Source organism: Limnohabitans sp. G3-2, from assembly GCF_002778275.1.
Classification (GTDB): domain Bacteria; phylum Pseudomonadota; class Gammaproteobacteria; order Burkholderiales; family Burkholderiaceae_C; genus Limnohabitans_A.
The window spans coordinates 198,249-224,043 of the sequence record NZ_NESG01000002.1; the positions used below are offsets into that span (position 1 = coordinate 198,249).

The 25,795-nt window shown below is 62.9% G+C and carries 26 protein-coding genes; 16 read left to right on the forward strand and 10 right to left on the reverse strand.

The features are described from left to right. Positions 1 to 47 precede the first annotated feature (47 nt). From B9Z31_RS03095 to B9Z31_RS03105, 3 genes are read left to right on the forward strand one after another with little or no spacing between them, the layout of a single operon-like run. Positions 48 to 1,205 (forward strand): homoserine O-acetyltransferase, encoded by a 1,158-nt coding sequence (locus tag B9Z31_RS03095; protein WP_100118099.1) that lies wholly within the window; start codon positions 48 to 50, stop codon positions 1,203 to 1,205. Continuing rightward, positions 1,202 to 1,786 carry a methionine biosynthesis protein MetW gene (gene metW / locus B9Z31_RS03100; RefSeq protein ID WP_100118100.1) on the forward strand — a complete coding sequence of 195 codons (585 nt, stop codon included), beginning with the start codon at positions 1,202 to 1,204 and terminating at the stop codon, positions 1,784 to 1,786. The genes B9Z31_RS03095 and metW overlap by 4 nt, the downstream gene beginning before the upstream one ends. A gap of 1 nt (position 1,787) precedes the next feature. Beyond that, complete coding sequence (locus B9Z31_RS03105; protein WP_100118101.1) at positions 1,788 to 2,987, forward strand: Bcr/CflA family efflux MFS transporter; 1,200 nt, start codon at positions 1,788 to 1,790, stop codon at positions 2,985 to 2,987. A 34-nt stretch (positions 2,988 to 3,021) separates the two neighbouring features. On the opposite strand, the gene B9Z31_RS03110 is transcribed toward B9Z31_RS03105, so the two are convergent. Continuing rightward, positions 3,022 to 3,252 (reverse strand): DUF2783 domain-containing protein, encoded by a 231-nt coding sequence (locus B9Z31_RS03110; protein WP_100118102.1) that lies wholly within the window; start codon positions 3,250 to 3,252, stop codon positions 3,022 to 3,024. 18 nt (positions 3,253 to 3,270) lie between these two features. Continuing rightward, positions 3,271 to 4,971, reverse strand: a complete 1,701-nt coding sequence (locus tag B9Z31_RS03115) for an FAD-dependent oxidoreductase (protein WP_100118103.1) — start codon at positions 4,969 to 4,971, stop codon at positions 3,271 to 3,273. 191 nt (positions 4,972 to 5,162) lie between these two features. Between B9Z31_RS03115 and B9Z31_RS03120 the strand changes: the two genes are divergently transcribed. After that, the gene (locus B9Z31_RS03120) at positions 5,163 to 5,936 is read left to right on the forward strand and encodes a FadR/GntR family transcriptional regulator (protein WP_100118104.1); all 774 of its coding nucleotides are present in this window, start codon (positions 5,163 to 5,165) and stop codon (positions 5,934 to 5,936) included. Positions 5,937 to 5,951: 15 nt separating this feature from the next. On the opposite strand, the gene B9Z31_RS03125 is transcribed toward B9Z31_RS03120, so the two are convergent. After that, on the reverse strand, positions 5,952 to 6,971 hold the full coding sequence (locus tag B9Z31_RS03125; RefSeq protein WP_369804627.1) for a Bug family tripartite tricarboxylate transporter substrate binding protein: 1,020 nt from the start codon (positions 6,969 to 6,971) through the stop codon (positions 5,952 to 5,954). 28 nt (positions 6,972 to 6,999) lie between these two features. Then, positions 7,000 to 7,872, reverse strand: coding sequence for an oxaloacetate decarboxylase (locus tag B9Z31_RS03130; protein ID WP_100118106.1), 873 nt, complete (start codon positions 7,870 to 7,872; stop codon positions 7,000 to 7,002). 70 nt (positions 7,873 to 7,942) lie between these two features. Here B9Z31_RS03130 and B9Z31_RS03135 point away from each other — a divergent pair, with 70 nt between their 5' ends. Both B9Z31_RS03135 and B9Z31_RS03140 read left to right on the forward strand, forming a co-directional pair. Further along, the gene (locus B9Z31_RS03135; RefSeq protein ID WP_100118107.1) at positions 7,943 to 8,737 is read left to right on the forward strand and encodes an SDR family oxidoreductase; all 795 of its coding nucleotides are present in this window, start codon (positions 7,943 to 7,945) and stop codon (positions 8,735 to 8,737) included. Next, positions 8,734 to 9,285, forward strand: a complete 552-nt coding sequence (locus B9Z31_RS03140) for a lipocalin family protein (RefSeq protein ID WP_233200673.1) — start codon at positions 8,734 to 8,736, stop codon at positions 9,283 to 9,285. Before B9Z31_RS03135 ends, B9Z31_RS03140 begins: the two co-directional genes overlap by 4 nt. 51 nt (positions 9,286 to 9,336) lie before the next feature. Here B9Z31_RS03140 and B9Z31_RS03145 read toward each other — a convergent pair whose 3' ends face one another. Next, on the reverse strand, positions 9,337 to 9,954 hold the full coding sequence (locus B9Z31_RS03145) for a hypothetical protein (protein WP_100118108.1): 618 nt from the start codon (positions 9,952 to 9,954) through the stop codon (positions 9,337 to 9,339). A 183-nt stretch (positions 9,955 to 10,137) separates the two neighbouring features. On the opposite strand from B9Z31_RS03145, the gene B9Z31_RS03150 reads away from it, so the two are divergent. Further along, entirely contained in the window at positions 10,138 to 11,106 is a 969-nt protein-coding gene (locus tag B9Z31_RS03150) for an oxygenase MpaB family protein (protein WP_100118109.1), read from the forward strand. Positions 11,107 to 11,351: 245 nt separating this feature from the next. Here the strand turns inward: B9Z31_RS03150 and B9Z31_RS03155 are convergent, their stop codons facing one another. Beyond that, positions 11,352 to 12,788: an NAD-dependent succinate-semialdehyde dehydrogenase gene (locus tag B9Z31_RS03155; RefSeq protein ID WP_100118110.1), complete on the reverse strand. Its 1,437-nt coding sequence runs from the start codon at positions 12,786 to 12,788 to the stop codon at positions 11,352 to 11,354. Positions 12,789 to 12,942: 154 nt separating this feature from the next. On the opposite strand from B9Z31_RS03155, the gene B9Z31_RS03160 reads away from it, so the two are divergent. Beyond that, positions 12,943 to 13,827 carry an NAD(P)-dependent oxidoreductase gene (locus tag B9Z31_RS03160; protein WP_100118111.1) on the forward strand — a complete coding sequence of 295 codons (885 nt, stop codon included), beginning with the start codon at positions 12,943 to 12,945 and terminating at the stop codon, positions 13,825 to 13,827. A gap of 16 nt (positions 13,828 to 13,843) precedes the next feature. Beyond that, on the forward strand, positions 13,844 to 14,644 hold the full coding sequence (locus B9Z31_RS03165) for a dioxygenase (protein ID WP_100118112.1): 801 nt from the start codon (positions 13,844 to 13,846) through the stop codon (positions 14,642 to 14,644). Between the two features lie 24 nt (positions 14,645 to 14,668). Here the strand turns inward: B9Z31_RS03165 and B9Z31_RS03170 are convergent, their stop codons facing one another. Continuing rightward, positions 14,669 to 15,637, reverse strand: coding sequence for a tripartite tricarboxylate transporter substrate binding protein (locus tag B9Z31_RS03170; protein WP_100118113.1), 969 nt, complete (start codon positions 15,635 to 15,637; stop codon positions 14,669 to 14,671). A 49-nt stretch (positions 15,638 to 15,686) separates the two neighbouring features. Then, the gene (gene argE / locus B9Z31_RS03175) at positions 15,687 to 16,919 is read right to left on the reverse strand and encodes an acetylornithine deacetylase (RefSeq protein ID WP_100118114.1); all 1,233 of its coding nucleotides are present in this window, start codon (positions 16,917 to 16,919) and stop codon (positions 15,687 to 15,689) included. Positions 16,920 to 17,061: 142 nt separating this feature from the next. Between argE and B9Z31_RS03180 the strand changes: the two genes are divergently transcribed. The 7 genes from B9Z31_RS03180 (at position 17,062) to B9Z31_RS03210 (ending at position 23,041) form a co-directional block, all read left to right on the forward strand. Further along, entirely contained in the window at positions 17,062 to 17,379 is a 318-nt protein-coding gene (locus tag B9Z31_RS03180; protein ID WP_100118115.1) for an NIPSNAP family protein, read from the forward strand. A 133-nt stretch (positions 17,380 to 17,512) separates the two neighbouring features. Continuing rightward, positions 17,513 to 18,487, forward strand: coding sequence for a tripartite tricarboxylate transporter substrate binding protein (locus B9Z31_RS03185; RefSeq protein ID WP_100118116.1), 975 nt, complete (start codon positions 17,513 to 17,515; stop codon positions 18,485 to 18,487). A 10-nt stretch (positions 18,488 to 18,497) separates the two neighbouring features. Further along, positions 18,498 to 19,400 (forward strand): L-threonate dehydrogenase, encoded by a 903-nt coding sequence (gene ltnD, locus B9Z31_RS03190; protein WP_199174423.1) that lies wholly within the window; start codon positions 18,498 to 18,500, stop codon positions 19,398 to 19,400. Between the two features lie 84 nt (positions 19,401 to 19,484). After that, the gene (gene otnK / locus B9Z31_RS03195) at positions 19,485 to 20,756 is read left to right on the forward strand and encodes a 3-oxo-tetronate kinase (RefSeq protein WP_100118339.1); all 1,272 of its coding nucleotides are present in this window, start codon (positions 19,485 to 19,487) and stop codon (positions 20,754 to 20,756) included. Next, entirely contained in the window at positions 20,753 to 21,418 is a 666-nt protein-coding gene (locus tag B9Z31_RS03200) for an aldolase (protein WP_100118117.1), read from the forward strand. Before otnK ends, B9Z31_RS03200 begins: the two co-directional genes overlap by 4 nt. 16 nt (positions 21,419 to 21,434) lie before the next feature. Continuing rightward, on the forward strand, positions 21,435 to 22,268 hold the full coding sequence (gene otnI, locus B9Z31_RS03205) for a 2-oxo-tetronate isomerase (protein WP_100118118.1): 834 nt from the start codon (positions 21,435 to 21,437) through the stop codon (positions 22,266 to 22,268). Between the two features lie 29 nt (positions 22,269 to 22,297). Then, on the forward strand, positions 22,298 to 23,041 hold the full coding sequence (locus tag B9Z31_RS03210; RefSeq protein WP_233200675.1) for a sulfite exporter TauE/SafE family protein: 744 nt from the start codon (positions 22,298 to 22,300) through the stop codon (positions 23,039 to 23,041). Between the two features lie 52 nt (positions 23,042 to 23,093). Here B9Z31_RS03210 and B9Z31_RS03215 read toward each other — a convergent pair whose 3' ends face one another. Continuing rightward, positions 23,094 to 25,271 carry a xanthine dehydrogenase family protein molybdopterin-binding subunit gene (locus B9Z31_RS03215; protein WP_100118119.1) on the reverse strand — a complete coding sequence of 726 codons (2,178 nt, stop codon included), beginning with the start codon at positions 25,269 to 25,271 and terminating at the stop codon, positions 23,094 to 23,096. Beyond that, entirely contained in the window at positions 25,268 to 25,741 is a 474-nt protein-coding gene (locus B9Z31_RS03220; protein ID WP_100118120.1) for a (2Fe-2S)-binding protein, read from the reverse strand. The genes B9Z31_RS03215 and B9Z31_RS03220 overlap by 4 nt, the downstream gene beginning before the upstream one ends. Between the last annotated feature and the right edge of the window lie 54 nt (positions 25,742 to 25,795).

Sequence of the window (25,795 nt, forward strand, 5' to 3'; positions counted from 1 at the left end):
AACCCGGTATCGCTTCTTGAGCGTCACCGGGTTTTTTCATTTTCGCCATGAGTTTGATCGCCACGCCACAGTCGATGACCTTTGAAGCCCCTTTGCCTTTGCAAAGCGGTGCGTCCATCCGCGGCTATTCGCTGAGCTACGAAACCTACGGCACGCTCAACGCCGACAAATCCAACGCCGTCTTGATTTGCCACGCACTCAACGCTTCGCACCATGTGGCGGGCGTGTACGCAGACCAGCCCCACAACACGGGCTGGTGGGACAACATGATCGGCCCGGGCAAGTCGCTCGACACCGACCGCTTTTTTGTGATCGGCGTGAACAACCTCGGGTCGTGCTTTGGCTCGACGGGCCCCATGCATGTGAACCCCGACACCGGGCGCGTGTACGGCGCGGACTTTCCGGTCGTGACGGTGGAAGACTGGGTCAACGCCCAAGCCCGGCTGCTGGACGCTTTAGGCATCGAGCAACTGGCCGCCGTGATGGGCGGCAGCCTTGGCGGCATGCAGGCGCTGAGCTGGACGCTGCAATACCCCGAGCGCGTGAAGCACGCGGTGGTGGTGGCCAGCGCCCCCAACCTGAACGCCGAAAACATCGCCTTCAACGAGGTGGCCCGCCGCGCCATCGTGACCGACCCGGACTTTCACAACGGCCATTTTTACGCGCAGGGTGTGGTGCCCAAGCGCGGCTTGCGCATCGCCCGCATGATTGGACACATCACGTATTTGAGCGATGACGTGATGAACGAAAAGTTTGGCCGCGAATTGCGCCAGGCCGTCACGAACAACGCCACGGGCTACAAATATTCCACCCAAGAGGTGGAGTTCCAGATTGAAAGCTACCTGCGCTACCAGGGCGACAAGTTCAGCGAGTACTTTGACGCGAACACCTATTTGCTGATCACGCGGGCGCTCGATTATTTTGATCCGGCCCGCGCCTTTGGCGGTGACCTGTCCAAGGCCTTGTCGCGTGCCAGCTGCCAATTTTTGCTGGTCAGCTTCAGCACCGACTGGCGCTTCTCGCCGGCACGCAGCCGCGAGATGGTCAAGGCCCTGCTGGACAACCGCCGCGACGTGAGCTACGCCGAAATCGACGCGCCACACGGTCACGACGCCTTCTTGCTCGACGATGCACGTTACCTGAACGTGGTGCGCTCCTACTTTGACAACATGGCCACCGCATTGAACGAGGGAGTTCAAGCATGAGCGACCCCCTGATCATGCAAGCGATTGCCCGCTTGGTGCCGCAAGGCGCGCGTGTGCTGGACTTGGGCTGCGGCGATGGGGCTTTGCTGGCCTACTTGCAACAACACAGGGGCTGCACCGGTTACGGCGTTGAACTGGACGATGCCAATGTGCACGCCTGCGTCCAACGCGGCGTGAATGTGATCCAGCTGAACCTGGACGAAGGGCTGAGCCTGTTTGCCGACCAAACGTTCGACGTGGTGTTGCAAATCGACACGCTGCAACACCTGCGCAACGCCGAGACCATGCTGCGCGAGACCGTGCGTGTGGGTCGCGTGGGCATCGTGGCCTTTCCCAATTTTGCACATTGGTTCAACCGCCTGAGTGTCCTGCAAGGCCGCATGCCCGTGACCAAACGCTTGCCTTACCAGTGGTACAACACGCCCAACATCCGCGTGGGCACCTATGCCGACTTTGGCGATCTGGCGCACAAAAACAATTTGCAGGTGGTGGACGCTTTTGGCCTGCAAAACGGCCAGGAAGTGCGCACCTTGCCCAACCTGATGGCCGGTACGGCCGTTTACAAACTGCAACGCCGCTGACATGGCTGCAGCGCCCGGCACCCAGGGCACTGGCCCCCACAGCCCTTGGCTGATCGCCAATGTGCTCGCGCAAATTTCCTTTGGCCTTTTGGCCATGACCTTGTGCCTGCCTTCCATGCAAGAGTGGGGGGCCATTTTCAGCACGCCCCAAGCCGATGTGCAGCTGACGTTCAGCGGCTATGTGGTGGCCTACGGCGCCTTGCAACTGGTCTACGGCCCTCTGTCCGACCGGCACGGGCGCCGACCCCTCTTGATGCTGGGCCTGGTGGTGGCGGGGCTGGCTTCTGTCATGGCGGCTTTGGCCAGCGACATGGCGACGCTGACCCTTGCCCGCGTGTTGCAAGGCGCAGGCAGTGCGGCCAGCATGGTGGTCGGTCGCTCCATGGTGCAAGACCTGTTCAGTGGGCCGCAACGCACACGGGTCATGGCGTACATCGGCATGGCGCTGGGCATGTGCCCACCGCTGGCCACACTCATCGGCGGTCAGATCCATGTGCGCTGGGGCTGGCAAACCAACTTCGTGCTGTTGGCGGTGTTGGCGGCGCTGCTTTTGGTGGCGGCCTGGCTGGGCTTGCCCCGTGGGGCGCAAGCCACACCCGCAGGTGGCCACTGGCTGCGGGCCATGCTGAGCGCGTATGCCCGTCTGCTGCGCGAGCCGCGCTTTTTGCTGTATGTCGCCATCCTCGCCGCAACCACGGCCACCTTCTATGCCTTCCTGGCCGGGGCACCCATCGTGCTCAAGGGCTACGGCATCGGCCCCGACGGCATTGGCTGGTTCATCATGGCCGTACCCGTGTCTTACATCCTGGGCAATTTCATGACCTCACGGCTGATTGCGCAGGCGGGCGAGTCTCGGGTGATGGCCTGGGGCCAAGCTCTGACGCTGGGCGGGCTGGTGCTGATGCTGGCACTGGGCTTGGGCGGTGTGCAGACGGCGCTGGCGGTGGCCTTGCCGCTGCTCTTGCTGGGCTTGGGCCACGGCCTGCTGAACCCGCCTGCGCTGGCAGGCACTGTGGGGGTGGTGCCCGCACTGGCCGGGTCGGCCGCTGCGGTGGCGGGCCTGATGCAGCAACTCACGGGCGCCACAGGCGGCTATCTGGTGGGCCTGGTGCCGCACGAAGGCGCGGTCAATCTGGGCTGGATGATGCTGGCCTTTGCCCTGACCGGCGCGACTGCGCAGTTCTTCCTGCGCAGGCGCTGAGTGCACGGCCGCACAGCGGCCATGCTGCACGCCTTCAAGCGCTGGCCCGGGCCTTTTCCAGCGCCTCGCGCAGCACCTTCAAATCCCCAATGTGGTTGGCCAGCAGCAAGATCAAGCGGGCGTTGAGCGCCTCGCTGTCTTCGTCGCTCAGGCCTTGGTGGGCGTCAATCAGGTGCTCATAAAACTCATCGCCGGGAGAGAAGTCGCGGAAAAAGCGGCGGCCGGCTTCATGGAAGTGGGGGTCTGTGTTGAGGGGGGTGGTCATGTCAGTCCTTGCTGCGTTTCAGGCTTGGCCGATGTGGCTGCCAAGGGCGCGGGCCAGGGCGGCTTGGAGCTGGGCGATGTCCAGCTGGCGCCAGCGGGCCAGCACATGCTGGTCTGGGCGCAAAAGGTAGGCGGTGCCGGGGCGCGCGTCATAGCGCTTGGCCACCAGACCTTGGGTGTCCACGAGGGAGGTCATGCCAGGGATGTTCAGGGGAGTGGGTGTGACGATGAGGGGGCTGACTTGGACAGGCTGGACATTCGCGCGCAGGGGGGCGCGCCCACAGGCAGAGGAAAGATCCGTGAGTTGCGCCATCACTTCGGGCGAAGGGGGGGCATCCACAAACCACAGCACCTGAAAGCCCTTGCCCACGTGGTCGAGCAACCAGGCGTCTTGCCCCTTCACTTGCACGGGCGCATCGTCCATGGGTGCGCCGGGCACCATCTGGCCTTCGAAAGGCTCGGCGTCGGGCGTGTTGAGCACCGATTCGGTCAAGAAGGACGGCATGGACAAGCGGCCCGAATTGACCAGCTTGCGCGCAAACGGGTAATGCTTGGCCAGCGCCAGCACCTGGTTGCGAAAGGTCTTGCTGGTGCGGCTTTTGGGTGTGATGAAGTCGGTCGAGCGGGTCGAGTTCATGATGTTCTCGTCGGCCGCAAACTGGCGATCGTGTGCGTAGGTGTCGAGCAACTTCTCGCTGGCCTGGCCCTTGATCACCAAGCCCAGCTTCCACATCAGATCGTCCGCATCCTGAAAGCCCGAGTTGGCCCCGCGTGCGCCAAAGGGTGAGACCTGGTGCGCCGCGTCGCCCACAAACAGCACGCGTCCATGGCGAAAGTCGGTCATGCGGCGGCACTGGAAGGTGTAGATGCTGACCCACTCCAGCTCAAACGGCCGCTCGTCGCCCAACATGGCCTGCAGGCGCGGGATGACTTTTTCGGGCTTCTTTTCTTCCTCGGGGTCCGCGTCCCAGCCGAGCTGGAAGTCGATGCGCCAGACGTTGTTGCTCTGCTTGTGCAAGAGCACACTCTGGTTGGGGTGAAAGGGCGGGTCGAACCAGAACCAGCGCTCGGCGGGGTAGTCGGCCTTCATGATCACATCGGCGATCAAAAAGCGGTCTTGGAACACTCGGCCTTCGATGTCCAGACCCAGGTGGCGGCGAACGGGACTGCGCGCGCCATCCGCCACCACCAGCCAGTCGGCCTGGATGTCAAAGGTGCCGTCGGGTGTTTCCACCGTGAGGGTGGCATGGTCGGCCTCGCGCGTGACGGCGGTCACTTTGTGCTGCCAGCGGATGTCGGCACCGAGTTCGAGGGCGCGCGCGATCAGCATTTCCTCCACGTGGTACTGCTGCAGGTTGATCATGCCGGGGCGCTTGTGGCCCGCGTCCGGCACCAGATTGAATTGGTACACCTCGTCCTCTTCGAGAAAGGTGCGGCCAATGTTCCAGCTCACGCCCATGTTGCAGGCTTGGTCGGCAATGCCCAAACGGTCCAGGATTTCCAGCGAACGCTTGGCGTAACACACCGCGCGCGAGCCGACCGACACCGTCTTGTCGTCGTCCAGCACCAGCACCTCCAAGCCCTGCAAGCGGGCGTCGATGGCCGCGGCCAGGCCCACCGGCCCCGCGCCAATGACGATCAAAGGCTTGCGCTGTGGCGGGGTGGACATCAAGTCAGCAGGCGACTTGTAGGGATAGATCGGGTTGATGTAAGCACCCATGCGTGGTCTCCGGCCTCGAAAAAGCACCTGTCGGTGCGACAGGCGGTAATTTACTATAGATAAATCAGTTTACCTATCCGTAATTATCAGGCCGACGGTCTTTGACCGAAACCGCCTGCCCTGAACCCAGTTGACAGCAGCGGTGAAGAAGCCGCGCTATCCTCCAGACTTGTCTTTTGTATGACAAGCACATGACCCAGAACTTCACACCCGTCACCAGCGGCGCTCGCCTGTCCGACCAAGTGGCTGAACAGCTGGCCACCGAAATCAAACAGGGGCGGCTGCTGCCCGGCGACAAACTGCCCACAGAAGCGCGCTTGGTGGAGCAATTCGAAGTCAGCCGCACGGTGGTGCGCGAAGCCGTCTCCCGACTCAAATCATTGGGCTTGGTCGACTCACGCCAGGGCAGCGGTGTGTTTGTCAGTCAGAAATTGCCTTTTGCGCCGCTCAACTTTGAAGCCCGCCACGCGGCCTCGCAAGAAGCGGTGATTCAGATGGTGGAAGTGCGCAGAGCTTTGGAGGCCGAGGTGGCCGCCTTGGCCGCCGAGCGGCGCAGCCAAAGCGATCTCGATGCCATCGAAAGAGCGGTTCATGCTTTGGATGCCGCCGTGCAATCGGGCGGCGATGGGGTGGCCGAAGACGTGAAGTTTCACCGCGCCATTGCCGACGCCACGTGCAACCCTTTTTTGATTCAGACCCTGGAATATTTGGGCCAGTTTTTGCATGGGGCGACGCAAGTGACCCGGGCCAACGAAGCCCGGCGCATGGACTTTGCGGCGGAAGTCCAAACCGAGCACCAGGCCATCTTGCACGCCGTCAAAGCCGGCGATGCGGGCGCAGCACGGCAGGCCGCGGCCACCCACATGGGCAACGCCATCTCCCGCATCCGCAGTGCAGACCCCGCCTTCTGGTCACAAGAAGGCGAACGCCTGGCGCAGCCCCTGGTCAAAGGGCTGAGGGCTTAGGACATCCGGCCTGAATCACTCCGCCTTGATGTTGGCCGCCTTGACCACCGCCGCGTAGCGCGACAGGTCACGCGCCATGTCGCGACCAAAGCGTTCTGGGCCGCCTGGGCTGGCGGCGATGCCCAAGGTGTTCAAGCGCTCGCGCACAGCCGGGTCGTTCAACACCGCGTTCAGCTCGGCGTTGAGTTTGTCCACAATCGCCCGGGGCGTTTTGGCCGGGGCGAGCAAACCCACCCAAGAGTTGATGTCGAAATCGGACACGCCCGCTTCGATGAAGGTGGGCACATCGGGCATGGACGGCGCACGCTGCGCACTCGAGACGGCCACCGCATGCAGCTTGCCCGACTTGACGTGCTGTATGGCGCCCGCCACCGCGGTGTAGACCAGCGGTATGTTGCCGCCCATCACATCGATCATGGCCTGACCGCCGCCCTTGTAGGGGATGTGCGTGAGGTTGGCACCGGTGCGCTGCTTGAGCAGTTCACCCGCAATGTGCGGTGTGCCGCCCGTGCCGGATGTGCCGTATGACAATCCACCCGACTGGGTTTTGGACAGGGCGATCACCTGTTGCAAGGTCTTGGCTGGGACGCCGGGGTGAGAGACCAGGATCAAAATCGCGTCGCCAATTTTGCCGATCGGTGCAAAGTCCTTGGCGGTGTCAAAACCTACCTTGGGGAAGACGTGCGGGTTGATGACCAAAGTGCCATCAAAGCCCAAGAGCAAGGTGTAGCCATCGGGCTCAGCCCCGGCCACCATTTGCGTGCCGATGTTGCCCGAAGCCCCCGGCTTGTTGTCCACAATCACCTGCTGGCCCAAACGCTTGGACAGCTGCTCGGCGATGAGCCGGCCACTGGTGTCGGTCACGCCACCGGTGGCAAAAGGCACCACCAGGCGAATGGGCTTGGCAGGGTAAGCCGCTTGCGCCAAGGCCGTGCTGGCGCCGAGCGCCAAACCACCGCAAGCGGCGGCCATCAAAGCGGTGCGCAGCGTGGTTTGGAGCCATTGGCGGCGGGGTGTGGTGGTTTTCATGGGCATGTTTGTCTCCAAAGGGTTTCAGGGGAAATCACTCGGTCTCGGCGTAGCGTTTTTCAAAGGCCCACACGTCTTCAAAACCCATGAGTTGGGTCAGGTCGGCAAAGTCGTACAAAGGTGTGCTGCCCTTGGCCGATGAGCCGGTGTCCTTGAACTGTTGGTACACCTGCGTCATGGCCTGAACGCCAGCGAGCAAAGCCGTCACGGGGAAGATGGCGATCTTGTAACCCAGCGCCTCCAGCTCAGGGCGGGTCAGCACCGGGGTGCGGCCTTTTTCAACCATATTGGCCACCAAGGGCGCATCAAAGCTTTGGCCAATGCGGCGCATTTCTTCTTCGGACTCGGGCGACTCGACAAACAAAATATCGGCCCCTGCTTTGGCATAGGCCTCGGCCCGGCGCAGTGCTTCATCCAGGCCCAGCGTGGTGCGGGCGTCGGTGCGGGCGATGATCAAGAAGTCTTTGGATGCGCGCGAATCCACCGCCACCTGGATCTTGCGCACCATGTCGGCCATGGGAATGACGCGGCGACCTGGCGTGTGACCACATTTTTTGGGGAACTCCTGGTCTTCCAACTGGATGGCGCAAGCGCCTGCAGCCTCGTAGCCCCGGATGGTGTGGCGCATGTTGAGCAGGCCGCCGTAGCCGGTGTCAGCATCGGCGATGAGCGGTGTGCGGGCCATGCCCGCCATGGCCGTGACGCGGCCAAGCATGTCGCTGTACGTGGCCAGGCCCGCGTCGGGCAAACCCATGTGCGAAGCCACCGTGCCGTAGCCCGTCATGTACAGGGCATCAAAGCCAAAGCTGTCGGCCAGGCGCAGTGACACCATGTCAAACACGCCCGGAGCCACCACCAGTCCGGGTTGGTTCAATCGCGCACGCAAAGCAGAGGTTTTGGTCGTCATAAGGCAAAGGTGAATGAAGAGTGTTTAAATTGCGAAATCCAATTTCAACATTTCAGCAGAAGAGAACACCATGGACTTGCACCTGCGCGACAAGCATGTTTTGATCACCGGCGGCAGCAAAGGCATTGGCTTGGCTTGCGCCCAGGCCTTTTTGGAAGAAGGCGCCAAAGTGACCCTCGTTTCCCGCGAGGCCGCCAACCTGGACGCGGCACGGCAAACACTGCAAGCCACTTTTTCCGCCGATCGCATCCACACCGTGGCGGCCAATTTGCGCGATGCGGCAGCGGCCTTGCGCGCCCTGGATTCGGCCGAAACCGCTTTCGGCCCCGTCCATGTGCTGGTCAATTCAGCAGGCGCGGCCAAACGGACACCGGCCCCAGAGCTCACGCCCGAAGCCTTTGCCGATGCCATGCAGGCCAAATACTTCACCTATGTGCACATGATCACACCCACCATCCAGCGCATGGCCGCGCGAGGCGCGGGTGCGGTGGTCAACGTGGTGGGCAATGGCGGCAAAGTGGCCAGCCCCATCCATCTGCCCGGGGGGGCTGCCAATGCCGCGCTGATGCTTGTGAGCGCTGGCTTGGCTGCGGCTTATGGCGCGCAAGGCATTCGCGTCAATGCCATCAACCCAGGGCTGACCCTGACCGACCGTTTGCAAGAGGGCATGGCGGCCGATGCGCGCCTCAAAGGCATCGACACCGAAGAAGCCATGGCGCAAGCCGTGGCCAAAATCCCGTTGGGCCGCATGGCCGAACCCGAAGAAATCGCGCATGCCGTGCTGTTTTTGGCGTCGTCCAAAGCGAGTTACGTCACCGGCATTTGCATGAGCATGGACGGGGCGATGTCCCCGATTGTTGTTTGAGGCACCGCTGGTTCGCTGGCGGGCTGTGGCTGGTGCTGGTTTGCTGCACAGCCCTGAGCCCTGCGCTGGCCGAACGGGCACCGCTGAAAACCGTGCCGTCGCTCGATGTGCCGCGCTACATGGGCACTTGGCATGAGATCGCCAAATACCCCAACTGGTTTCAGAAGTCATGCGCCAGCAGCACACAAGCCACTTACGCGCTGCAAGCCAATGGCCAGCTGCAGGTGCTCAACCGCTGCAAAACCGACACGGGCGAATGGCGCGAGGCCTTGGGCGCAGCCCGGCAAATCGGCGGTGCGGCCTCGCCCCAGCTCAAGGTGCGCTTTGCGCCCGAGTGGCTGTCGTTCATCCCGCTGGTCTGGGGCGATTACTGGATCATCGAGCTGGACCCGGACTACCAATGGGTGGTGGTGAGCGAACCCCAGCGCGAGTACTTGTGGATCTTGTCGCGCGCGCCGCAAATGCCTGCAAGCACTTACCAAGCCCTGCTGGGCAAGCTGGACAAGCTGGGGTTTGACACCCAGCGCCTGCAAGCCAGCAAGCCCTGAGAGCCTTCGCTCACCCGGGTGAGCGCCCACAAGGGTCAAATAACTTGAAGGTCAGTGCGCTGTTTCGGCCACGCGCACCGATTGCGCTTCGCTGGACTGCAGCCAGCCTTGGTGGACGGCGTCGTGTGCCAGCTGGGCGATCAGGGTGCGCACATCCGCGTTGACCATCGCCACGGGTTGCAAACGCAGCGCCGCGTCAGAAAAATGGTGCACCACTTCGGCCACGTCGTCGGCGTCCAGGTCGGTGGGTTTCAAGACAGGGGTGCACGGGGCTTTTTGGCCCAAGGCACGGTAGAACACCGCGGCCAAGTGGCTTGAGGCGCCGTACACACTGCGCTGCTGGCCTGCAGCGGTCACGCGCAAGGTGTAGCCATATTTGCCCTTGACGCACTGGGCCTCGGTGATGTCCTTCAGTGCCAAGTGATGCACCAAGGTGCCGCTGTCGTTTTCTGAAATCAGCAAGTTTTGATCGGTCAACAACCACAAACCCCGGCCCGCCAAAACCACACGGCCCAGCACATAAGCCAACACGCGCTCGCCAGGCTGGAGGTGATCGCGCAGCTGGTCCACATCGCTTTGCTTGAGCAATTGCGCGCCGTAGGGGTTTTGGCCCTCGATCAAAAGCTCACTCAGTTCATTGCCGTTTTTCAAAAAGTCCAGCCAAGCCATCAGGTCCTCCCATTGATCCTCGATGTTCGGTCATCCACCCCCCGGCTGGCCCTGCGACGGGCAATAAACCCACAAGCCGAAAGGTCATCACCCAAAACCCAGGGGACCAGACGTCTATTGGCAGCGTCCCTGCAAACGGGCGAGCGCTGCTTCAAACTGCTGACCACTTCAACTGCTCGTCCCATGCTCACGCCTTCATCCTTTTTACCGCCCTGCCCAGCATGGCTGGAGCCGATCCAAGCGCAGCTTGCGACGCGGCTCAAAACCCAGCTGGGTGAGCGGGTCCGGGCCATGACGGGGGCCACCGGCGATGCGCGTGACTTTCTGCAGCCCGCAGGCGACCCGGGCCTGTTCGGACCGGACTCGGCCGCTTGGCAAGTCCACGCGCACTTTGTGGCGATGATGACCGGCGGCCTGTCCTCACTCATGCTGCAAGCCCTGCACCCTCGGGCTTTGGCTGCGGTCTGGGACCACTCCAGTTTTCGCACCCAGCTCCAATCTCGGCTGGGGCGCACCGCCTTGTTTGTGGCCACCACCACCTATGGCGGAACGGCTGCCGCCCTGCAAACGATTGAGCGGGTCAACCACATCCATGCACGCATTCGCGGCACCCTGCCCGACGGCACGCCCTACGTGGCCAATGACCCCGCGCTGATCCGTTGGGTGCACCTGGGCGAGACAAGCAGTTTTTTGCGCGCCTACCAAGACTTGTCTTTGCAGCCCTTGGGGTCAGCGCGGCAAGACCTGTACTTTTCAGAAATGGCACAAGTGGGCCAACTGCTGGGGGCCCGAGACCTGCCGCAGACACGGCACCAGGCCCTGACGCAATTGCAGGAATACCGGTCTGAGCTGCGGGTGGATGAGCGCACGCGCGAGACCTTGCACCTGATTGAAAACTACCCCTGTGGGCCGCTGGACCGCCCCTTGGTCAGCCTGATCGTGCGCGCCGCTTTTCACCAACTGCCTGAGTGGGCGCTGGACATGCTGGGGCGAGAGCGTGCATGCGCTTTGGAGCAAACCGCTGTGCGCACGGCCTTGCAAAGCGTGGGCGCCTCACTCGCTTGGGCTTTTGCCGACACGGGCGTTGCAGCGCGGGCCTTGCAGCGCATGACAGCCCAAGGCCAGACCGCGGGAGCGGACCTCGAACACTGAACAGCTCAGTGGCACAGGCCGCTCACTGGGGGGCAGGGTCGCCCTGTCAGCCGCAGCGCCGATCGAAAATGCCACCGGTGCTTGCGCCCAATCTGTGGCGGTGATCGCCAGCAGGCGGGCGACGCCACACTGACACATTTTGTGTAGGGTCATGACGGGCTCCGGTGGTTGTCCATCGGCCCATCATCGGCGGTTGCGCTTGACGCGTCTGTGCGCTGTCACGCCCAGACGCGCAGCTTTGGCACTCAGGCGTGGAAGATCGACACCGTCTTGGTGTTCAGGTAAGCCTCCAGCGCTTCAGGGCCGCCTTCAGAGCCGTAGCCCGAATCCTTCATGCCACCAAACGGCAACTCCGGCCATGGCGCGGCGGGTTGGTTGACCCACAACATGCCCACGTCCAGGCGTTGGTTGAGCTGGTGCATTGTGCGCATCGAGTTGGTGAAGGCATAGCCCGCCAAACCAAAAGGCAAGCGGTTGGCCTCGGCGATGGCGTCTTCGATCTTGTCGAAACTGCGGATCGCAGCGATCGGGCCAAACGGTTCATTGACCACCACGTCGGCGTCCAGCGGCACATGCGAGAGCACGGTGGGCGCGAAGAAATTGCCTTGCGTGCCGATGCGCTCACCGCCGGTGAGGACCTTGGCACCTTTGGCGCGCGCGTCTTGCACGATGGCCTGCATGGCCGCCAAGCGGCGCTCGTTGGCCAGCGGCCCCATTTGCGTGCCGGCAGTCAAACCGTCACCGACCTTCAGCGCCTGCGCTTGTTCGGCAAAGCGCTGCGCAAATTCGTCGGCAATTTGGTGGTGCACCAAAAAGCGGGTGGGCGAGATGCACACCTGTCCTGCGTTGCGGAACTTGGCAGCCCCTGCGGTCTTCAGGGCCAGGCCGATGTCGGCGTCTTCGGCCAAGATGACCGGCGCATGGCCACCCAGCTCCATCGTCACCCGCTTCATGTGCTGGCCAGCCAAGGCGGCCAGTTGCTTGCCCACGGGGGTCGAACCGGTGAAGGTGATTTTGCGGATCAGGGGGTGCGCGATCAGGTAGTTGGAGATCTCGGCAGGCGTGCCATAGACCAAACCGATCACGCCAGGCGGCACACCCGCATCGTGGAAAGCGCGGATCAATTCGGCTGGGGCCGCAGGGGTTTCTTCCGGGGCCTTGACGATGATCGAGCATCCGGTGGCCAAGGCGGCAGACATTTTGCGCACGGCTTGGTTGATGGGGAAATTCCAGGGCGTGAAAGCCGCCACGGGGCCCACGGGCAACTTCAGCACTTGCTGCTGCACATTCACGTTGCGCGGCGGCACGATGCGGCCATAGACGCGGCGGCCTTCTTCGGCAAACCACTCGATGATGTCGGCGGCCGACATGGCCTCCACCTTGGCTTCGCCCAAGGGCTTGCCCTGTTCTTGGGTGAGGAGTTCGGCGATTTGAGGGGCGCGTTCGCGCATCAGGGCCGCGGCTTTGCGCATGATGGCGCTGCGTTCGTTGACCGGGGTGTCGCGCCAGATTTCAAAACCTTTTTGCGCCGCTTGCGCGGCAAGCTCCAGATCCGCGATGCCCGCATGGGCCAAGCGACCGATTTCGGTGCCCGTAGAAGGGTTGAACACGGGCAGAGTGCGGCCGCCTTCGGCGTCGCGCCATTCGCCATTGATGAAGAGTTGGGTATGGGGGTAGGTCATGCCGTCATTGTGGCGCGAAACCCAGGAAGCCGCGTCAACACCGAGACACCCGCCACCCGGCGCTCAAATGGTGCACCACAGCACATCCGCGAGTCTTTACACTGGGTGCTGTTCACTTTCAGCACACCAACCCTTTCAACTTTCAGGAACAGACATGCAAAGCCTGCGCATCGGCATGATCGGCCTGGGCCTTATGGGCCTGGGCATCGCCACCAACATTGTCAAAAAGGGCTACGCCCTGACCGCCATGGTGCATCCGGGCAACCAAGCGCTGGACGCTTTGATGGCCTCTGGCGCACGCACGGCCAACACGGCCCAAGCCGTGGCACAGGCCAGCGATGTGGTGATCTTGTGTGTCAACGGTTCGGCGCAGGTCGAAGCCATCTTGGCCGGCGACAGTGGTTTGCTGGCCGGTCTGCGCGAGGGCATGACCGTGATCGACTGCTCCACCAGCATGCCCGAGTCCACCGTGCAGGTGGCCGAACAATTGGCGCAGCGGGGCGTGCGCTTCATGGATGCGGCCATGACCCGAACCCCCAATGAGGCCATGCAAGGCCGGCTGAATTTGTTGGTGGGGGGCGATGCCACAGACCTCGAATTTTGCCGTCCCCTGTTGTCCACTTTTGCCGAAAACATCGTGCATGCAGGCGCGGTCGGTGCAGGCCACCGCATGAAACTGTTGCACAACTTTGTCTCATTGGGCTCGGTCACCCTGCTGGCAGAAGCCGCAGCATGCGCACGCCGCTCGGGCATCGACGACGCGGTGTTTGTGGAAGTTTTGGAAAAAGGCGGCGGCTGGGGTGCCGCACTCGAACGCCTCAAACCCTATCTGCTGCGCGGCGACAGCACGGGACTGCGTTTTTCAATGGGCAACACCCTGAAAGACCTGGGCTATTACGGCGACATGGCCCGAGAAACCGGCGCCCACGACACGGTGGCCAAGGCGCTGCACGCGACGGTGGCACAGGCCTGCCAAGAGCAAGACCCCCAAACGTTGCTGCCAGAAATCGTGCAGTACCTGTCCACCCAAAGTGCCTGAGACCCTTCCCACCAACATGACCACCAACCACCGGCCTGCCTTGCACCCTGTCTTGTTTGTGCCCCATGGCTCACCCATGTTCGCCCTGAACCCGGGCGCTGCGGGAGCGGCCATGAGCGCGTTGGTGCCGCAACTGGGCACGCCCCGAGCCATTGTGGTGATCAGCCCCCATTGGGAAACCGCCGTCCCGACGGTGGGTTTTGCCAGACAACCCGAGACCATCCACGACTTTGGCGGTTTTGACCCCCGCTTGTACAACATGCAATACCCCGCCCAGGGCAGCCCTGAAGTGGCTGCGCAGGTGGTCAGCGCCTTGCAAAACGCCGGCCTGCCTGTGGCGCAAGATGCGCACCGCGGTTTGGACCATGGTGCTTGGATTCCGCTGCGCCAGATGTTCCCCTTGGCCAACGTGCCGGTGGTCCCTGTCTCGGTGCAAAGCCACCTTGGCCCTGCACATGCTTTGCGGGTGGGGCAAGCCCTGTCCTCTTTGGCCGATCAAGGGGTCTTGCTCATCGCCTCGGGCAACATCACGCACAACTTGCGTGATCTGATGGTCTTGCGCCGCCAAGGCGGCCGTGCCCCAGACTATGTTCAGGAATTTGCCGACTGGGTTCACCGCCACATGGTGGCGCACGATACAAGCGGCTTGATGGCCTACCGGTCTGAAGCTGCCAGCGAACGCGCCCACCCCACCGACGAGCACCTGTTGCCCTTGTTCAGCGCCATCGGTGCTGCCGGGCAGAAGGCCCAAGCCAGCGCTTTTTTTCGGGGCATCAGTGACGACGTCATTGCCATGGACGGCTACACCTTTCACTGAGCCCTGCAAGCCAAACGCACGGCCTCAGTCGATCTTCGCGCCCGAGGCCTTGACCACCTGCGCCATGCGCACATAGTCGGCGGCCAGCAATTTGGCAAAGTCGGCGTTGCTCAGGTCACGCGGCTCGATGCCTTGTTTGTCCAGGCGCTCCAAGATCGCGGGATCCTTGAGCAACTTGCTCACAGCCCCATGGATGCGGTTGGCCTGTTCTGGCGGCACGCCCGCCGGGCCGAGAAAACCGAACCACGAATCGAACTGGTAGCCGGGCAAGCCGCTTTCGGCAATCGTGGGCAAGTCAGGCAGGTATTTGCTGCGCTTGGGCGAGGTCACGCCCAGCAAGCGCACGCGGCTGTCTTTGGCAAAAGAGAGCGCGCCAATGCTGGCTGCGATCACCGCTTGCGCACGGCCTGAGAGCACCTCGTTGATGGCTTCGCCCGTGGCCTTCAGCGGGATGTGCACCACGTCCGTGCCCGACAGACCCGTGAAATAGGCCATGGCCAAATGGGTGGCACTGCCCACACCAGCGCTGGCGTAGTTCATCTTGCCGGGGTTGGCCTTGGCGTAGCGGATGAATTCGGCCGCGTTTTTGGCGGGCACATCGGGGTGCACCATCAGCACATAGCTCGCGCTACCGATGTGGGCCAAAGGTGTGAAATCCTTTTGCGGGTCGTACGCAAGCTTGGTGTAAAGCGATCCGGCGATGTTGTGGCTGGCCGCAGCCGCCACCATCACCGTGCCATCGGCCTCAGCACGCGCGACATAGCCGGTTCCCACGGTGCCGCCGGCCCCCGCACGGTTTTCCACAATGACCGTTTGGCCCAAGGCGGCTGCCATTTCTTGTGACAGCGCACGGGCGAGTGTGTCTTGCACGCCCCCGGCTGCAAAAGGCACCACGATGCGCACCGTTTTGGTGGATTGCGCTTGCGCCAGGCCCATGGCCGACAGCAAAGCTGTGCCCAAACTGGCCGTCAAAATGTCACGCCTTTGCATCATGAGAGTTTCCTTGTGAAGGGTTCAAACCATTGAGTAAATCACGCCACGGTCAGGCCACGCAGACCCGGTCGGCCAAGCGGCGCATGAAGCGTTCGCACCAGGCCAGCTGCTCCAGCGTGACCCATTCGTTGGGCTGGTGTGCCTGTGCGATGTGGCCGGGGCCGCACACGATGGTGGGCACACCGGCTTGGTGAAACAGCGCGGCTTCGGTGCCAAAAGACACCTTGCCCGCACCGCTGGCCGGGTCGACGTCTGCACAGTCAAAACACAGCTGCGCGATCTCACTGTCGGCCGCTGTGGCAAAACCGGGCAGCACCGATTTGAGTTCGTGGGTGATGCCCGTGCCCGGCGCCACCGCCTGCATGGCGGGCACCAGGCTCTCGCCAAAGGCCTTGGCCCGCGCAAACAGGTCTTCGGGCGTGTTCATGTGGTGGTGGCGGATTTCCCAGGTCACCTCGCACTGGCGCGGGATGATGTTGAGCGCCGTGCCGCCTGCGATCACGCCCGTGTGCACCGTGGTGTGGGGCACGTCGTAAATCGGGTCAAACGGGCCGTTTTGCACCAGTTCGCGGTGCATGCTTTTCAGGTTTGCAACAAACTCGCAAGCGATCTCGACCGCGTTCACGCCCAGCGGCGTGAGGGACGAGTGCGCCTCAAAACCGTGCACGGTGGTTTTGTACGAATGCTTGCCCTTGTGCGCGATCACCACCTGCATGCCGGTGGGCTCGCCCACAATGCAACCCGCCGGCTTGAATCCTTGGGCCTGCATGTCCGCGATCATGCGGCGCACGCCAATGCAGCCGACCTCTTCGTCGTAACTGAAGGCCAAGTGGATCGGGCGCTTGAGTTTTCTTTTGAGCAACTCGGGCACCATCATCAAACAAGTGGCCCCAAAACTCTTCATGTCGGTCACGCCGCGGCCGTACATCTTGTCGCCCACGATCTCAACCTTGAACGGGTCGGTGTCCCAAGGCTGGCCGTCCACCGGCACCACGTCGGTGTGGCCCGACAGCACCAGGCCGCCCACTTTGGTTTCGCCATCGTGTGCGGGCAGTGTGGCCCAGAGGTTGGCCTTTTGGCCGCTGTCGTCGTAGGTGCGGCTGCAGACGATGCCCAGACCGTTCAGGTAGGCCTCGGTCCAGTCGAGCAAGGCCAGGTTGCTGTCGCGGGAGACAGTGGCAAAGGCGATCCATTTTTCAATCAGGGGCAGGGCGGCCAGATCTGCGGCTTGGACAGCGGCCGCAACAGGGGCCAGCGCAGCGGGGGAGATTGGAGCGTTCATGGCAGATTCCATCAAAAATGCCCATGGCGGGCGTTTTTTGATCTTACAGGGCCGGTTGCATCAAGACGTCACCTTGCCGACAGGTCAACAGGGCGTGTGACCCTAAAGTAAACCGTCGTTTTTAACCTCTGTTGGAGATCCCATGGCCATTTACGAGCTGCGCACCTACGCCGTGATCGTCGGAAAAATGTCCGAAGTCATCTCGCACTACACCAACGAAGGCTGGCCAGCCCTGGCCAAACACCCGCCCAAATTGGTGGGCTACTTCACGGGCGATGTGGGGGCGATCAACGAGCTGATCCATGTCTGGAAGTTCGACGACGACGCCGACCGCCGTGCCTTTTGGGCGGGGGTGTTTGCCGATCCCGAGTTCCTGGCCTTTGCCGCCAAGATCCGCCCACTGATGCGCGAGCAAAACAACAAGCTCATGCTCTCGGCGCCTTGGGGGCCTCAGCCCTGAGCGCTGCTGAAGCCTGCCTCACGGCATCCGGTCGCCATCTTCCACGGGCATCCGCTCGCCCCCCGTGATCACCCTGATGCCAAGGCGATTCAAAATTTGTATGATGACCTGATTAATTTTTCAGGAATTCCCCATGCAACGCAGAAAATGGACCGCGGCCGCCGCCGCTGTGCTCGCCCTGTCGCCCCTGCTGGCCACCACCGCTGGGGCCCAAGCTTGGCCGGCACGCCCCATCAAATTGGTGGTGCCCTTCCCACCCGGTGGCCTGATCGACAACATGGCCCGTTTGGTGGCGCCCAAGTTGGCACAAGAGTTGGGGCAAGCCATCGTCATTGACAACAAGCCCGGTGCCGGGGGCAATTTGGGCGCCGCCGAAGCAGCCCGCGCCAGCGCCGATGGCTACACCCTCTTGATGGCGTCACCACCGCTGACCATCAGCCCGGCGCTGTACACCAAGCTGCCCTACAAGCCTGAGCACATCGTGCCGGTGGGTCTGCTCGGCCGCGTGCCCAATGTGCTGGTGGTCAACCCGGCCTCAGGCATCCAGAGCGTGGCCGATTTGAGCGCCCGCATCCAAGCCAAGCCTGGCCAACTCAACTATGCGTCCAACGGGCAGGGCACGTCCTTGCACCTGAGCGCCGAACTCTACAAAAGCCTGTCCGGCAGTTTTGTCACGCACATCCCTTACCGCGGCGCCGCCGCAGGCCTGACGGCCGTGATGGCCGACGAGGTCAGCATGATGTTTGACAACCTGCCCTCAGCGCTGGGCCTGATCAACGGCGGCAAGCTCAAGGCCTTGGCCGTGACCACTCCGCAGCGCAGCAGCGCCCTGCCCAGTGTGCCCACCATGGAAGAAGCCGGCATCAAGGGTTACCAAGTGTTTGCCTGGTTTGGCTTGGCCGCGCCTGCGGGCTTGCCTGCACCGGTGGCACAAAAGCTGGAGCAGGCCTTGGAGCGCGTGGCCAAGCAGCCCGAAGTTCAGGCCGCCATCCAAAAGGCCGGGGCCGAACCCACCTGGGTGAACGCCCAAGGCATGGCCAGCTTCATGCAGGCCGACATGGCGCAATGGAAAAAAGTGGCGGCCTACGCCAAGATCAACCTGGATTGAGAGCACGAACATGACAACCGTTGGACTGATTGGTTTGGGGGCGATGGGCTCAGGCATGGCGCAGTCTTTGCGCCGCGCGGGGCACACGGTGCAGGTGTTTGATGTGCGCCGCGAAGTGGCCGCTGCCTTCGCCCAAGAAGGCGGTACGGCGCACGAGACGCTCGCCGCCTTGGGTGCGGCGAGCGATGTGGTCGTGTCGGTGGTGGTGAACGCCGCGCAGACCGAGAGCGTGCTCTTTGGCGATGGCACCACGCCGGGCTGTGCAGCGAGCATGAAGCCGGGCAGCGTGTTCGTGATGTGCTCCACCGTGGACCCCAACTGGTCGGTCGCGCTCGAAGCACGGCTCCAAGCCCTGGGCCTGCGCTACGTGGACGCGCCCATCTCGGGCGGTGCGGCCAAAGCCGCCAGTGGCCAGATGACCATGATGACAGCCGGCAAGCCCGAGGCTTATGCCTTGGCCGAGCCCTTCTTGAACGCCATGGCCGCCAAGGTCTACAAACTGGGTGACAGCGCGGGCGCAGGCAGCAAGGTCAAGATCATCAACCAGTTGCTGGCGGGCGTGCACATCGCTGCCGCCGCCGAAGCCATGGCGCTGGGCCTGCGCGAAGGCGTGGACGCCGCCGCTTTGTACGAAGTCATCACCAACAGCGCGGGCAACAGCTGGATGTTTGAAAACCGCATGGCCCATGTGCTGGCGGCGGACTACACACCGCTCTCGGCGGTGGACATTTTTGTGAAGGATTTGGGCATCGTGCTCGACGTGGCGCGGGCCAGCAAGTTCCCACTGCCGCTGTCTTCCACCGCGCACCAGATGTTCATGCAGGCGAGCACCGCCGGCTTTGCCAAGGAAGACGACAGCGCGGTCATCAAGATTTTTCCGGGCATTGAGTTGCCTGGTCCCAAAGGTTCCTGAAGCTTGTGGGAGGCCGCCCCTGCGGCCGAAAGCCTTCGCGCGCAGGGGCGCGCTCCCACAACAAAACCCCAACACAAGCCAACCATGACCAAAACATTGAAACTGGGCTGCATTGCCGACGACTTCACGGGCGCCACGGACCTGGCCAACAACCTGGTGCGCTCGGGCATGCGGGTGGTGCAGACCATCGGTGTGCCCACATCTCCGCTGGCCGCCGATGTTCATGCCGTGGTGGTGGCGCTCAAGTCGCGCACCATTTCGGCGGCCGAAGCCATTGCGCAATCGCTTGACGCTTTGAAGTGGCTGCAGGCGCAAGGTGCACAGCAGATCTATTTCAAATACTGCTCGACCTTTGACAGCACGCCCGAGGGCAACATCGGCCCGGTGACCGAGGCGCTGATGGACGCGCTGGGCACGGATTTCACCATCGCCACCCCGGCCTTTCCGGACAACGGACGCACCGTGTTCAAGGGTTACCTGTTCGCCGGCAACGTGCTGCTCAACGAGTCGGGCATGCAAAACCACCCGCTCACACCGATGACCGACGCGAATTTGGTGCGTGTCATGCAGGCGCAAACGAAGCGCAAGGTGGGCTTGATCGACTACAAAACCGTGGCGCAAGGCGAAGCGGCCATCCGCGAACGCATTGCCACACTGCGCGCCGAAGGCGTGGGCGTGGCCGTGGTGGACGCGACCAGCAACGAGGACCTGCACCGGCTCGGGCCTGCCTTGAAAGGCATGCCGCTGGTCACCGCCGGTTCGGGCGTGGCCATTGGCCTGCCCGCCAACTTTGGCCTGAAGCCTTCTGAGCAGGCCAGCCACTTGCCCGCAGCCACCGGTTTGCAAGCCGTGGTGTCGGGCAGCTGCTCTTTGGCCACCAACGCGCAGGTGGCGCACTTCAAAGCCACGGGCCGACCCGCGCTGGCCATCGCCCCCGCCAGCCTGATGCGCGGCCAAAGTGACGCCGTGGTGCAGCAGGTGCTGGCCTGGGCTGCGCCGCTTTTGAAAGACGGCCCCGTGCTGGTGTATTCCACCGCTGAGCCCGAGGCTGTCAAAGCCGTGCAGGCGCAGCTGGGTGTGGCCGAAGCGGGTGCTTTGGTCGAGCACGCGCTGGCGGCGGTGGCGCATGGCCTGGTGGGCCTGGGTGTGCAGCAGCTGGTGGTCGCGGGTGGCGAAACCTCGGGTGCCTGCGTGCAGGCCCTGGGCATCGCGCAGCTGCAGATCGGCCCGCAGATCGACCCGGGCGTGCCGTGGTGCCATGCACCCGGCGACCACGGGGGTGTGCACATCACGCTCAAGTCGGGCAACTTCGGCACCGAAGACTTTTTCACCAAAGCCTTTACAGTGCTGGCATGAACCTCACCGAATCCCAAGCCCGCGATGAGATCTGCCGCGTGGGCCGAAGCCTGTTCGAGCGCGGCCTCGTGCACGCGACGGCAGGCAACATCAGCGTGCGCCTCGATGACGGCTTTCTCATCACACCCACCGACGCGTGCCTGGGTTTTCTGGACCCGGCGCGGCTGGCCAAGCTGGACCTGCAAGGCCAGCAAGTGAGCGGCGACAAAGGCAGCAAGACCATCGCCCTGCACCGCCAGATTTACGCCGCCGCCTGCGAACACGATGCGGACACCCGCTGCGTGATCCACACCCACAGCACACACTGTGTGGCGCTCAGCCTGAACGCCCACGGGCCTGAAATGCTGCCGCCCATCACGCCCTACTTTGTGATGAAGGTGGGCCATGTGCCTTTGGTGCGCTACCACCGCCCAGGCAGCCCCGATGCCGCCAAAGAAGTGGCCGATCTGATCCGCCACCACGCCGCGCAAGGCACGCCCATCCGCGCGGTGATGCTGCCGCGCTTGGGGCCCAATGTGTGGCACGACACCCCCGCCGCCGCCATGGCCACGCTGGAAGAACTTGAAGAGACTGCACGGCTCATGCTGCTGCAACCCCACACCCCGCCTTTGCGGGCCACCGACCTGGACGAGCTGCGCCAGACCTTTGGTGCCCGTTGGTAAACCACGAAAGAACACCATGCCCCGTTTTGCTGCCAACCTGTCGATGATGTACCCCGACCTGCCGTTTCTGGACCGCTTTGAAGCGGCGGCTCAAGACGGTTTCAAGGCGGTGGAGTATTTGTTTCCGTACGCCTTTCCAGCCCAAGAGCTGGCCGCACGGCTGAAAAACAACGGCTTGCAGCAAGTGCTGTTCAACACGCCCTCGGGTGGCACCGACAGTGCCAGCTTTACCCAGGCCTGGGAAAGCGGCAGCCGAGGCACCGCCAGCGTGCCCGGACGCGAAGCCGAATTCCGAACCGGTTTTGCACAAGCACTGGTCTATGCCGAGGCACTGAACTGCCCACGCATCCACGCCATGGTGGGCCTGCGCGCCGAAGGCGCCAGCGCAGAGGGCGCAGACGCCACCTTGGTGAGCAACTTAAAATGGGCCGCGGCCGAAGCCGCGAAAGCTGGACGTGACGTGCTGGTCGAGCCCATCAACACGCGCAGCGTGCCGGGCTTTCACCTGAACCGCCAAGACCACGCGCACCGCATCGTGCAAGCCGTGGGGGCGTCCAATGTCAAAGTCCAAATGGACCTGTTCCACTGCCAGATTGTGGAAGGCGACTTGAGCGCCAAGATCGCCCAGTACCTGCCGACGGGCCAGGTTGGCCATTTTCAAATCGCCGAGGTGCCACACCGCCACGAACCTGGCACAGGCGAAGTGAACTGGACGCACATCTTCCAGCTCATCGACAAGGTGTCGGCCGAGTGCGGCTGGCAGGGCTGGATCGGCTGCGAGTACAACCCGGCCGATGCGTCCTCAGGGGGCACATCACGCGGCCTGGACTGGGTGCGTTCTTATTTGTGACTCAGGCGTGTGGCCTGACTTGAGCTGTGATGGATGACCTTCACTACCTGATGTGGGCTGGATTGGCGGCAGCCATGGTGGGCTTGTCCAAGGGGGGTTTGCCCACGGTGGGCATGCTGTCTGTGCCCATCTTGTCTTTGTTCATGTCCCCGGTCAAAGCGGTGGTGATGCTGCTGCCGATTTACATCATCTCTGACTTGGTGGGGCTGTGGCTGTACCGCAAAAACTTCAGCGCCATCAACCTCAAAATTCTCGTACCCGCTGGCGTGGGCGGTGTGTTGGTGGGCTGGCTGACCGCATCCTTGGTGTCTGACACGGCCGTGAAAATGATGATCGGCCTCATGGGCGTGGGCTTTGTGCTCAACGCCTGGCGCAAGCGCCACACCGCACAAACTCCTCGCCCAGCCAGCTGGAAAAAGGGGCTGCTGTGGGGCAGTTTGTCCGGCTTTACCAGCTTCATCTCGCATGCGGGTGGCCCCCCGTTTCAGGTGTACCTGCTGCCCCAACAATTGCCGAAGCTGGTGTTTGCCGGCACATCGACTTTGTTCTTTGCGGTCATCAACCTGGCCAAGCTGGGGCCCTACCACCAGCTGCAGCCCTACGGCGCCACGGAACTGACCGGTGCCTTGGTGTTGATCCCGTTTGCCCTGGTGGGCACGGTGGTGGGTGCTTACCTGACCCGCAAAATCGCCGACGACTGGTTCTTCAAATGGGTCCAACTGGGCTTGTTGGCCATCTCCATCAAATTGATCGTCGACGTCCTTCGCGCTTGAAACCCGGCCCCAAGGCCAAGGCATCTTGCCCTTGGCCTGGGGTCGTGCGCGCTCAAACCATGGGCAGTGGCAAGGCCCGCAAGCGTTTGCCATTGATCGACGCGATCGCGTTGGCAATGGCCGGTGCCAAGGGGGGCAAGCCCACTTCGCCAATGCCGCCGGGGTGGTTGTCGGTGGGCATCACCTTCACAAACACTTCGGGCGCTTCGTGGGCACGCAGCACCTGGTACTTGTTCAGGTTGGTTTGCTGGGGCTCGCCAGCGCGGAAGTCCATGTGCTCGTGCAAGGCGGCTGACAAACCAAAGATCACCGAGCCTTCGATTTGCGCCTGCACGTTTTGGGGTTGCAATGCATGGCCGCAATCCACCGCAGACCAGACCTTGTGCACCTTGGGTCGGCCGTTGACGATGGAGACCTGCACCACCATGCCGCAGAAAGTGTTCCAGGCATCCGAAAACGCCAGGCCCAGCGCGTGGCCTTTGGGCAACTTGGCCTTGCCCCACTGCGACATGTCGGCCACGGCTTTGAGCACCGCCTGTCCACGTGGGTTTTTCTTGAGCAGGTCCATGCGGTAAGCCAGAGGGTCGGCCTTCACGCCACGGGCGACTTCGTCGATCAAGGTCTCGATCGCGAACTTGGTGTAGCCCGGGCCCACGGCACGCCAAAAGCCCGCCTGGATACCGCGCTCTTCGATCATGAACTGCACGCTGTGATCGGGAATGTCGTAGGTGATTTCGGTGCCTTCCATCACGGGCGCGTCTTTGCCACCCGAGGCTTTGAAGGCTGGCGGCACCACGCGGGCGTAAATGCCCTCGGACACCACGCGGTGCAACAAGCCCACGATCTTGCCTTGTGCGTCCACACCGGCCACCAAATGCTGCCCGGTCATGGGGCGGTACTTGTCGTGGACCATGTCGTCTTCGCGGGTCCAGATCACCTGAATCGGCGTGCCTGGCATGGCCTTGGCCACCAAAGCCGCATCGGCCGAATAGTCGGCTTCCACACGGCGACCAAAACCACCGCCCAGCAAAGTGATGTTGACTTTGATGTTCTCTGGCTTGAAGCCGGCTGCGCCCGCCACTGTGCCCGTCACAAACGAGGCCGATTGGGCGGGTGCCCAGACTTCGATCTTGTCGCCGTCGACCCGCGCCGTGCAGTTCATGGGCTCCAGGCAAATGTGGCTGACCATTTCGCTGGTGTAGGTGGCGCTGAAGGTGCGCGTGGCACCGGCCAACTGTTTGGCCGCGTCACCGTGTGCAATGAAGGGGATGCCTTTGTCGATCAGGTCTTCTGCGCGCTTGGTGTATTCCACACGCATTTGGTCGGTGTATTGAACACGGGCCTTGGATTTTTGACTCCAGACGACCTTGAGTTTGTCGCGCGCCATTTTGGCGGTGTAGAACGAGTCGGCGACCACGGCCACGCCGTAGGGCAAACGCACCACGTTCTTGACCCCCGCCACCGCACGGGCGGCGCTGTCGTCCACGCTCTCAGGCGTCTCGCCTTGCACCGGCGCACGCAGCACCGAGGCCCACAGCATGCCGGGCAAACGCTGGTCAATGCCGTAGAGCGCCTGACCGCTCGACTTGGCGGGCACGTCCACGCGCGGAATGTCTTTGCCGATCAGGCGGAACTGCGCCATCGGCTTGAGCATGCTTTTGTCGACCTTGGGCAACTCAGCCGGCGCCACCGCCACTTTGGCGATGTCGGCGTAGGTCATGGCGCGGCCACCGCTGTGGATCACGCGGCTCGCTTCGGTGCGCAGCTCGGCAGCGGGCACGCCCATGGCTTGCGCCGCAGCGTTCACCATCACCAAGCGGGCTTGGGCACCTGCCAAGCGCAGCGGCTCGTAGTAGCCTTGCACCGTGCGGGATGCGCCGGTGGTCATGCCGCCACCAAAACGGGGGTTGCCAAAGCGCTTGGGGTCGCTGGGCGACTGCACCACTCGCACCTGGCTCCAGTCCAGATCCATCTCTTCGGCCAGCAGCATGGGCATGGCGGTCATGGTGCCTTGGCCCATTTCCGCAGCGGGCGACATCAAAGTCACCACGCCGTCCAAGCCAATGTTGATCCAGCTGTTGGGGCCAAAGCCGCCTGCAGCAGGTGCCTGGGCCAGCGCCAATTCGGTTTGCGTCAGGCCAAAGGACAGGCCCAAAGCCAAACCGCCCGAGCCAAGGATGAAGGAGCGGCGAGAGACGCTCGGTGTCAGAGGGGTGTTCATCGTTTTCATGCCTTGCCTCCTTTGAGGGTTTTCTGGGCGTGCGAGACGGCGCTGGCAATCTGGTTGTAGGTGCCGCAGCGGCAAATGTTGCCGCTCATGGCTTCCAGAATTTCGGTGCGGCTCAGGTCTTTCTTGACCACGCTGATCACCTTGGCCGCGGTCATGAGCTGGCCCGACTGGCAGTAGCCGCATTGAGGCGCTTGGGCTTTGACCCAACCGGCTTGCAAAGCCTGACCGGTGGGCGTCTTCATCAGACCCTCCACGGTGGTGATGTTCTTGCCGTCGACGGCCGACACGGGCAGGGCGCAAGAGCGCACAGGCTCGCCGTTGAGGTGCACGGTGCAGGCGCCGCACTGGGCAATGCCGCAACCGAACTTGGTACCGGTGAGGTTGAGCTTTTCGCGGATGACCCACAGCAATGGGGTCTCCGGCGTGGCATCGACCGAGACGGCCTCGCCATTGACTTTGAATCGAACCATGCGTTTCTACTGTTGAACGCTGACTGATGAAAGGGGTTGCACCCCACCAAACTG